This window comes from Moritella sp. PE36 (assembly GCF_000170855.1).
GTDB lineage: Bacteria > Pseudomonadota > Gammaproteobacteria > Enterobacterales > Moritellaceae > Moritella.
Genome location: NZ_ABCQ01000127.1, coordinates 1 through 1,248, shown reverse-complemented (window position 1 = coordinate 1,248; position 1,248 = coordinate 1). Strand labels below are relative to the sequence as shown.

The following is a 1,248-nucleotide window of genomic DNA, read 5'->3' as shown; positions in this document are numbered from 1 at the left end:
CGCTGTATAGAAGAAACAGAAGAAGATAATTGCTGCTGCATAAAGCATTACATACAAAGGTTGTCCTGGCTGTAGAGCCAAGGAAATGTCAGTAAGGAAAGATAAACCTTCATTCTGACCGAACCATTGTGCAAGCGTTCCAGGAAACAAAATTATACTCGAAGCAAAAATAGCTGGAATAACACCGGCCATATTAAGCTTTAACGGTAAATGCGTGCTTTGAGCTGCAAAAACACGTCGTCCTTGTTGGCGTTTTGCGTAGTTTACCACAATTCTACGCTGACCGCGCTCTACAAATACAACAAAGTATGTAACAGCAAAAACAACACCAGCTAACACTAACAATAACAGACCGTGAAGGTTACCATCGATAACCTGCTCGACCGTTTGTCCGATAGCTGGCGGCATACCAGCAACAATACCTGCAAAAATTAATATTGAGATACCATTACCAATTCCGCGTTCGGTAATTTGTTCACCTAACCACATTAAGAACATAGTACCAGTTACTAAACTTACTACAGCAGTAAAGTAAAAACTCAACCCTGGATTATGGACAAGTCCATCAACCATGTTAGGTAAGCCTTTTGCAATACCAATAGCTTGGAAAGTACCTAAGAACAATGTTCCGTAACGGGTATACTGGCTAATTTTACGTCGTCCTGCATCACCGTCTTTTTTCAATTCGGCAAGTGTAGGATTAACTACAGTTAATAACTGTATGATAATAGAGGCCGAAATATACGGCATAATACCCAACGCAAAAATAGAGGCACGCTCAAGCGCACCACCAGAGAACATGTTAAACATTTCTAAGATGGTACCCTTTTGCGAGTCAAACAGCGTAGCAAGTACAGAGGCATCAATACCAGGGATCGGAACAAAAGAGCCAGCGCGAAATACAATAATTGCACCTAACACGAACCATAAACGACTTTTCAATTCTGATAAGCCACCTTGAGATTTATTCGTTTCCAATCCTGGTTTTTTAGCCATTTGTACTATCCTTCGATTTGACCGCCTGCAGCAACAATCGCTTCAACAGCACCTTTCGTAGCTTTAATGCCACGAATAGTAACTGGTCGAGTGATTTCACCAGATAAAACAACTTTAACAAACAGGATGTTTTTTGTAACAAGACCTGCTGCTTTAAGTGTGTTTAAATCAACAACATCGCCTTCAACTTTAGCGATTTCATTTAAACGTACTTCAGCTGTTACTAGCTGCTTACGTGAAGTGAAACCGAAT

2 protein-coding genes are annotated in these 1,248 nt (G+C 40.5%); both read right to left on the bottom strand.

Annotated elements, in window-relative coordinates; translation table 11 throughout:
- A partial coding sequence (gene secY / locus PE36_RS23595; protein ID WP_006034638.1) for a preprotein translocase subunit SecY occupies positions 1–996 on the bottom strand: 996 nt, incomplete at its 3' end.
- A 5-nt stretch (positions 997–1,001) separates the two neighbouring features.
- A partial coding sequence (locus tag PE36_RS23590) for an uL15 family ribosomal protein (protein WP_006034637.1) occupies positions 1,002–1,248 on the bottom strand: 247 nt, incomplete at its 5' end.